Source organism: Bradyrhizobium sp. SZCCHNR1002 (assembly GCF_032381435.1).
GTDB classification, from domain to species: domain Bacteria; phylum Pseudomonadota; class Alphaproteobacteria; order Rhizobiales; family Xanthobacteraceae; genus Bradyrhizobium; species Bradyrhizobium aeschynomenes.
In genome coordinates this window covers 523,995-531,913 of sequence record NZ_JAUHIS010000005.1, presented here as the reverse complement: position 1 = coordinate 531,913, position 7,919 = coordinate 523,995, and the positions used below count along the sequence as shown (strand labels likewise).

Sequence of the window (7,919 nt, the reverse complement as noted above, 5' to 3'; positions counted from 1 at the left end):
AAGAATCACAGTCGATTCCCTCGCTTCAAGTCTAAATACTTGAAAAAGCGCCAAAAGATCTGTGCTGAAATTAGCCCGCAAGGGGAGAGGGCACACTCATAGGCGCTTTCGAATGACAAGCGAAGACCAGTGCCGACGCCAGATTATTAGTTGTTAGTTCGATCCGCCCTACCCGATCGCGACCCCGCCACCGATGGTGCGGTTGAGCACCTGCGTGGTGCGCTCGATGCGCTCGGCGGCGGCGTTCAGGGCCTTGGCGACGGCGACCTGCGTCGCGCGGGCGCGGTCGCTGGCCTGGTTGCGGACGTTGCGCAGGCCTTCGAGCTCCTGCTCCAGCACCTGCACGCGCTGATTGGCGTCGATCAGCTCATCGCACACGGTGAGCGCGGCCATCACCGTCAACCGGGCGTCGCCGATCTCGCCGAACTTGCCGCGCAGATTGGTGATGCGCGTCTCGAGGCTCTCGGCAAGCTTGAGAAGCCGCAGCTCCTGGCCTTCCTCGCAGGCCATGCGATATTGGCGGCCGTTGATGGTGACGTTGATGTGGCTCATTCGTCATCCTCGTCTTCAGCACCGTCCTGCCCGCCGCCATTGAGCACCGCGCGGATGGTGCCGATTGCCGTGTCGAGACGCTCGGCAATCTCGCGGTTGGTGCGCTCGAGCCGGCGCGTCTTCATCAGCGAGCCGTCGAGCTCGTCCGCAAGGCGGGAGCGGTCGGCACCGAGCGCCTGGATGCGCGTCGCCAGCTCGTCCTCGTCGCGATCCGCCTCGCGCCGCCGCTCGACCGCGCTCTCCAGCGCGTCGAGGGCCGTCATGAGTCGCCGCGTCGCCGCCTCCAGATCGGCAGCGCCGGGTTCCACCTGACCGGCAAGATTGGCAGGGTGATCGTTCATGGCACGGATGCGAGGCCCTTACACCGCCCGGGGATAGCGACAAAAGCCGCTGTCCGGCAAGCGTTTACGGGCAGAATCTTACGTGCTGGGCGAGCCAAGCGCAACGCTCGGCCGAAACTATGCACTACTAAGCAACTTTTGGGACGTCCGGGACGTTGCATTGCCTTTGATTCCCGGAACCGAGGTGCTAATCAGCCCGCAAAATCCCGGCCCGCCAGCAATACCGGCGGCTCTCCTGTCATCAGCATTTCACGTTTGGACGGATTCCAGCATGACGCAGGTCGATCATTCCCGCATGGCCAATGCCATCCGCGCGCTCGCAATGGACGCCGTCGAAAAGGCGAAATCAGGCCATCCCGGCCTGCCGATGGGCGCCGCCGACGTCGCCACCGTGCTGTTCACCCGGGTGCTGAAATACGATGCCGCCGCGCCCGCCTGGCCGGACCGCGACCGCTTCGTGCTGTCGGCCGGCCACGGCTCGATGCTGCTGTATGCGCTGCTGTATCTGACCGGCAACGAGGAGATGACGCTCGACCAGATCAAGCGCTTCCGCCAGGTCGATTCGCTCACGCCGGGCCATCCTGAGAATTTCCGCACCAAGGGCATCGAGACCACCACCGGCCCGCTCGGCCAGGGCATCTCCACCGCGGTCGGCATGGCGCTGGCCGAGAAGATGCTGCAGGCGGAATACGGCAAGAAGATCGTCGACCATCACACCTATGTGCTGGCCTCGGACGGCGACCTGATGGAGGGCATCTCCCAGGAAGCGATCGCGATGGCCGGGCACTGGAAGCTCAACAAGCTGATCGTGCTGTGGGACGACAACGGCATCTCGATCGACGGCCCGCTGTCGATCGCCGATTCGGTCGATCAGGTGAAGCGCTTCAAATCGGCCGGCTGGGCCGCCGAGCTGATCGACGGCCATGACCCCGAGGCGATTGCCGCTGCGATCATCAGGGCGCAGAAATCGTCGAAGCCGTCGCTGATCGCCTGCAAGACCACGATCGGCTATGGCGCGCCGACCAAGGCCGGCACCTCCAAGGTGCATGGCGAGGCCCTCGGCGCCGAGGAATTGAAGGGCGCCAAGGAGAAGCTCGGCATCTCGCAGGAAGCCTTCTCCGTGCCCGACGACGTGCTCGCCGCCTGGCGCGAGGCCGGCCGCCGCGGCGCGGCTGCGCGCAGCGAATGGGAGACCCGACTCGGCGAGATGGGCCCGCGCAAGCGTGCGGAGTTCGAACGCCGGCTGCGCCACGAGCGCCCCGCCACGCTGGCGAAGGCACTGAAGGACCACAAGAAGGCGCTGCTCGAGAACCCGCTCAACATCGCCACCCGCAAGTCGTCGGAGGCCGCAATCGAGGTGATCGCAGCGGCGATGCCGTTCGAATTCGTGGCCGGCTCCGCGGATCTCACCGGCTCCAACAACAACAAGGCGAAGTCGGCCACCTCGTTCTCGGCCAAGACGCCGAAGGGCCGCTTCATCCATTACGGCATCCGCGAGCACGGCATGGCGGCATGCATGAACGGCATCTTCCTGCATGGCGGCTTCGCGCCGAACGGCGCCACCTTCCTGGTGTTCTCGGACTACGCCCGCGGTGCGATGCGCCTGTCGGCGCTGATGGGCGCCGGCGTGGTGTACGTCATGACCCACGATTCGATCGGCCTCGGCGAGGACGGCCCGACGCACCAGCCTGTCGAGCATCTGGCGGCGCTGCGCGCGATCCCGAACATGCGCGTGTTCCGCCCGGCCGACGCCGTCGAGACCGCCGAATGCTGGGAGCTGGCGCTGAACCGCACCAACGGCCCGACCGTGCTGGCGCTGACGCGGCAGAACCTGCCGCAGCTGCGCACCAATGCGCCGTCGGACAATCCGTGCAGCCATGGCGGCTATGAGCTGGTGGCCGCGCAAGGCGAGGCCAAGGTGTCGCTGTTCGCCACCGGCTCCGAGGTCGAGATCGCGGTCGCCGCGCAGAAGCAGCTCGCCGAGCGCGGCATCGCCGCGCGCGTCGTCTCGGTGCCGTCGCTGGAGCTGCTGCTCGAGCAGCCGGCCGAAGCCAAGGCCAGGATCATCGGCAACGCGCCGGTCAAGATCGCGATCGAAGCCGCGGTGCGCTGGGGCTGGGACGCCGTGATCGGCCAGGACGGCATCTTCGTCGGCATGCATTCGTTCGGCGAGAGCGGCCCCTACAAGGAGCTGTACAAGCACTTCGGCATCACCGCGGAAGCGGCGGTGGACGCGGCGGTCAAGCGGCTGGGCTGAGCGTTCTCACGGCGTAGTCGGTGAATACCCTCATGGTGAGGAGGCGCGCAGCGCCGTCTCGAACCATGAGGCCCGCGTCGAAAGCGCTGGCCTCGCCCTTCGAGACGACCGCCTCCGGCGGTCTCCTCAGGGTGAGGAGATGCATTGACTGTGACGCGCCAGGACGAGGACAATAGGAGAACCGGCGCCCTTGAGGCGCTCGTTCGCCAGACCTTCCGGAAGCTCCCTCCCACCATGCCCTCGTCCCCTAACGCCCCGACCGACACGGCCGATCGCGCGCTGGCGGTGCTGCATTCGGTGTTCGGGCTGCCGGGTTTTCGCGGCGCGCAGGAAAAGGTGGTCCGGCATGTCGCCGAGGGCGGCAATTGCCTGGTGCTGATGCCGACCGGCGGCGGCAAGTCGCTGTGCTATCAGCTGCCGGCGCTGCTGCGAAAGGGCTGCGGCATCGTGGTGTCGCCGCTGATCGCGCTGATGCGCGACCAGGTCGCCGGCCTGATCGAGGCCGGCGTCAACGCCGCCGTGCTGAACTCCACCCTGTCGCGCGAGGAAGCCGATGAGGTTGAGCGGCGGCTGATCGTCGGGGACCTCGACCTGCTCTACGTTGCGCCCGAGCGGCTGGTGACGCCGCGCTGCCTGTCGCTGCTGGAGCGCGCGGAGATCGCGCTGTTCGCGATCGACGAGGCGCATTGCGTGTCGCAATGGGGGCACGACTTCCGCCCGGAATATATCGGCCTCTCGATCATCGCCGAGCGCTTCCCCGACGTGCCGCGCATTGCGCTCACCGCGACCGCCGACGAACTGACCCGCAAGGAGATCGCCGAGCGGCTCAGCCTGACCGATGCGCCGCAATTCGTCGCGAGCTTCGACCGCCCCAACATCCGCTACGAGATCGTCGACAAGAACAACGGCCCGGCGCAGCTCAAGGCCTTCATTCGGGATCGTCATGCCGGCGATGCCGGCGTGGTGTATTGCCTGTCGCGCGCCAAGGTCGAGGACACTGCGGCGGCGCTGAACGAGGCCGGCATCACGGCGATCCCCTATCACGCCGGGCTCGATCCGGCGGTGCGTTCGCGCAACCAGGACCGCTTCATCAACGAGGACGGCGTCGTGGTGGTCGCCACCGTCGCCTTCGGCATGGGCATCGACAAGCCGGACGTGCGCTTCGTCGCGCATCTCGATCTGCCGAAGAGCATTGAGGCCTACTACCAGGAGACGGGGCGCGCCGGGCGCGACGGCAAGCCGTCGACGGCGTGGATGGCCTATGGTCTCTCAGACATCGTGCAGCAGCGCCGGATGATCGACGAATCCACCGGCGCCGAGGCCTACAAGCGGATGTCGATCCGCAAGCTCGATTCATTGGTCGCGCTCGCCGAGACCGCAGGCTGCCGGCGCAAGTTGCTGCTCAGCTATTTCGGCGAGAGCCCGGCGGGCGAGAACTGCGGCAATTGTGACAACTGCGTGTCGCCGCCGAAGATGCGCGACGGCAAGGTGATCGCGCAGAAGCTGCTGTCCTGCGCCTATCGCACCGGCCAGCGTTTCGGCGCCATGCATCTGATCGACGTGCTGGTGGGGCGCGCCACCGAGCGCGTCAAGCAGTTCGGACACGATCAATTGTCAGTGTTCGGCATCGGCCGCGAGCTCAATGAGAAGCAGTGGCGCGCGGCGCTGCGCCAGTTGGTGGCGATGGGGCATCTCGCACCCGACAGCGAAGCCTATGGCGCGCTGAAATTGACGGAGAGCTCCCGCGGCGTGCTGAAGGGCGAGACGCCGGTCATGCTGCGCGAGGAGACGGCAAGCTCGGTCCGCGCGATCCGCAGCAAATCACGCCGTGGCGAGCTGGTGGCGCGGCCCGCGGCGGCAGCCGATGCGCCCCTGCTCGCCAGCCTGCGCGCCTGGCGCTCGGAGATCGCGCGCAAGCGTGGTGTACCAGCCTATGTGGTGCTGCACGACGCCACCATCGACGGCATCGCCAGCGCCCGGCCGACCACGCTCGGCCAGCTCCGCGATATACCAGGGATCGGCGACAAGAAGCTCGAACATTACGGCGAGGAGCTGCTGGCGCTGATCAATGCCGCGCGGTCGGCAGGAGCCGGATCGCCGCCAGACAGTTGAGGTTTGCGCGAAAAAGGTCTACCAGAAGGCCCTTATCGTCCGCTCCCGTCCGGCAGAACCGGTCGGCATTAGTTCCAAAACCCTCGTGGCGCCCCTGTTGGGAGGACGCAGACGGGGACGAGAAACGTCATTGAAGGAGACGAAAATGGCAGTCCGGGTCGGGATCAACGGGTTTGGCCGTATCGGCCGCAACGTTCTGCGCGCCATCGCGGAATCGGGTCGCAAGGACATCGTGGTGGTCGGCATCAACGATCTCGGCCCGGTCGAGACCAATGCCCATCTGCTGCGCTTCGACAGCGTGCACGGCCGCTTCCCCCACACGGTGACGGTCGACGGCGACAGCATCGACATCGGCAGCGGCAAGATCAAGGTCACCGCCGAGCGCGATCCGTCGAAGCTGCCGTGGAAGGATCTCGGCGTCGACATCGCGCTGGAATGCACCGGCATCTTCACCTCCAAGGACAAGGCCTCGGCGCATCTGACTGCCGGCGCCAAGCGGGTGCTGGTCTCGGCTCCGGCCGACGGCGCCGACGCCACCATCGTCTACGGCGTCAACCACACCACGCTGACGAAGGATCATCTGGTCGTCTCCAACGGCTCGTGCACCACCAACTGCCTGGCGCCGGTCGCCAAGGTGCTGAACGACACGGTCGGCATCGAGACCGGCTTCATGACCACGATCCACGCCTACACCGGCGACCAGCCGACGCTCGACACGATGCACAAGGATCTCTATCGCGGCCGCGCGGCGGCGATGTCGATGATCCCGACCTCGACCGGTGCCGCCAAGGCGATCGGCCTCGTGCTGCCGGAGCTGAAGGGCAAGCTCGACGGCGTCGCGATCCGCGTGCCGACGCCGAACGTCTCGGTTGTCGACCTCAAGATCGTCGCCAAGCGCAACACCGAGCCGAAGGAGATCAACGAGGCGATCAAGCGCGCCGCCGAGCAGGAGCTCAAGGGCGTGCTCGGCTACACCAACGCGCCGAACGTCTCGATCGACTTCAACCATGATCCGCACTCCTCGACGTTCCACATGGACCAGACCAAGGTCATGAACGGCAACCTCGTGCGCGTGATGTCCTGGTACGACAACGAGTGGGGCTTCTCCAACCGCATGGCCGACACCGCCGTCGCGATGGGCAAGCTGCTGTAAGTAACTCTCTCAGTCATTCCGGGGCGCCTCGCAGAGGCGAACCCGGAATCTCGAGATTCCGGGTTCGGTCCTTCGGACCGCCCCGGAATGACGGCTGAGCAAGCATCATGACCCTTCCGCACTGGCTCGGAATTCCTGGCGTGATCGTACTGATCGGCTTGATCGCGTACGGCATGCGCCAGGGCGGAAAGGTGACAACTCGACAGGACTCGACATCGGAGCCACCGCCCGGCGCTGGCCCCTCATGACCTCCGCGAACAGGCGAGCATGACCATGACCCAATTCCGAACCCTCGACGACGTCGACGTCAAAGGCCAGCGCGTGCTGCTGCGCGTCGACCTCAACGTGCCCATGGAGAATGGCCACGTCAGCGATGCCACGCGCCTCGAGCGCGTCGCGCCCACGATCAATGAGATCGCGACCAAGGGCGGCAAGGTGATCCTGCTCGCCCATTTCGGCCGGCCCAAGGGCCGCGACGCCAAGGACTCGCTGAAGCCGGTCGCGGCCGCGCTGTCGCAAGTGATCAAGCGCCCGGTCGCCTTCGCCGATGACTGCATCGGCGAGCCGGCCGCTACCGCCATCGCCGCGATGAAGGACGGCGACGTGCTGTGCCTGGAGAACACCCGCTTCCACAAGGAGGAAGAGAAGAACGATCCGGCGTTCGTGGGCGAGCTCGCAAAGCTCGGCGACATCTGGGTCAACGACGCCTTCTCCGCCGCCCACCGCGCCCATGCCTCGACCGAGGGCCTCGGCCACAAGCTGCCGGCCTATGCCGGCCGCACCATGCAGGCCGAGCTCGACGCGCTCGACAAGGCGCTGGGCCGCCCGGCCAAGCCGGTGATTGCGATCGTCGGCGGCGCCAAGGTGTCGACCAAGATCGACCTGTTGGAAAACCTCGTCACCAAGGTCGATGCGCTGGTGATCGGCGGCGGCATGGCCAACACCTTCCTGCATGCGCAGGGCGTGCAGATCGGCAAGTCGCTGGCCGAGAAGGATCTCGCCACGACCGCGCTGCGGATCATGGACAAGGCGGAGGCCTCGAACTGCGCGATCATTCTCCCGGTGGACGCCACGGTCTCCTATCACTTCGCGGCCAACTCGCCGTCATTCGCCTATGGCCTCGACGCGATCCCGCCTGACAGCATGATCCTCGACGTCGGCCCGCAATCGACCGCGCGTATCCATGCCGCGATCGACGACGCCGCCACCCTGGTGTGGAACGGCCCGCTCGGCGCCTTCGAGCTGACCCCGTTCGACCGCGGCACCATGGTCGCCGCCAAGCACGCAGCGGAGCGGACCAAGGCCAAGAAGCTGATCTCGGTGGCCGGCGGCGGTGACACGGTTGCTGCGCTCAATCAGGCCGGCGTGGCCGGCGATTTCAGCTACGTTTCGACCGCGGGCGGCGCCTTCCTTGAATGGATGGAAGGCAAGCCGCTCCCGGGCGTGGAAGTGCTGAAGGCCTAATACTCTGAGCTTGTCGGCCATGGATGTTTCTGTTATGTTC

General features: G+C 66.3%; 6 protein-coding genes. 4 read left to right on the top strand and 2 right to left on the bottom strand.

Annotation, left to right across the window (positions count from 1 at the left end; translation table 11 throughout):
- Positions 1 to 168: 168 nt before the first annotated feature.
- Together QX108_RS24980 and QX108_RS24975 are read right to left on the bottom strand one after the other, a co-directional pair.
- Positions 169 to 552 carry a cell division protein ZapA gene (locus QX108_RS24980; RefSeq protein ID WP_284423241.1) on the bottom strand — a complete coding sequence of 128 codons (384 nt, stop codon included), beginning with the start codon at positions 550 to 552 and terminating at the stop codon, positions 169 to 171.
- A complete protein-coding gene (locus QX108_RS24975; RefSeq protein ID WP_315724528.1) occupies positions 549 to 893 on the bottom strand; it encodes a DUF4164 domain-containing protein in 345 nt (114 codons plus the stop codon). The genes QX108_RS24980 and QX108_RS24975 overlap by 4 nt, the downstream gene beginning before the upstream one ends.
- 271 nt (positions 894 to 1,164) lie before the next feature.
- On the opposite strand from QX108_RS24975, the gene tkt reads away from it, so the two are divergent.
- The 4 genes from tkt (at position 1,165) to QX108_RS24955 (ending at position 7,879) form a co-directional block, all read left to right on the top strand.
- Positions 1,165 to 3,150, top strand: coding sequence for a transketolase (gene tkt / locus QX108_RS24970; protein ID WP_315724526.1), 1,986 nt, complete (start codon positions 1,165 to 1,167; stop codon positions 3,148 to 3,150).
- Between the two features lie 234 nt (positions 3,151 to 3,384).
- Complete coding sequence (gene recQ / locus QX108_RS24965) at positions 3,385 to 5,262, top strand: DNA helicase RecQ (protein WP_315724524.1); 1,878 nt, start codon at positions 3,385 to 3,387, stop codon at positions 5,260 to 5,262.
- A 145-nt stretch (positions 5,263 to 5,407) separates the two neighbouring features.
- The gene (gene gap / locus QX108_RS24960; protein WP_315783532.1) at positions 5,408 to 6,415 is read left to right on the top strand and encodes a type I glyceraldehyde-3-phosphate dehydrogenase; all 1,008 of its coding nucleotides are present in this window, start codon (positions 5,408 to 5,410) and stop codon (positions 6,413 to 6,415) included.
- 273 nt (positions 6,416 to 6,688) lie between these two features.
- Entirely contained in the window at positions 6,689 to 7,879 is a 1,191-nt protein-coding gene (locus QX108_RS24955) for a phosphoglycerate kinase (protein ID WP_315783530.1), read from the top strand.
- Positions 7,880 to 7,919: the final 40 nt, after the last annotated feature.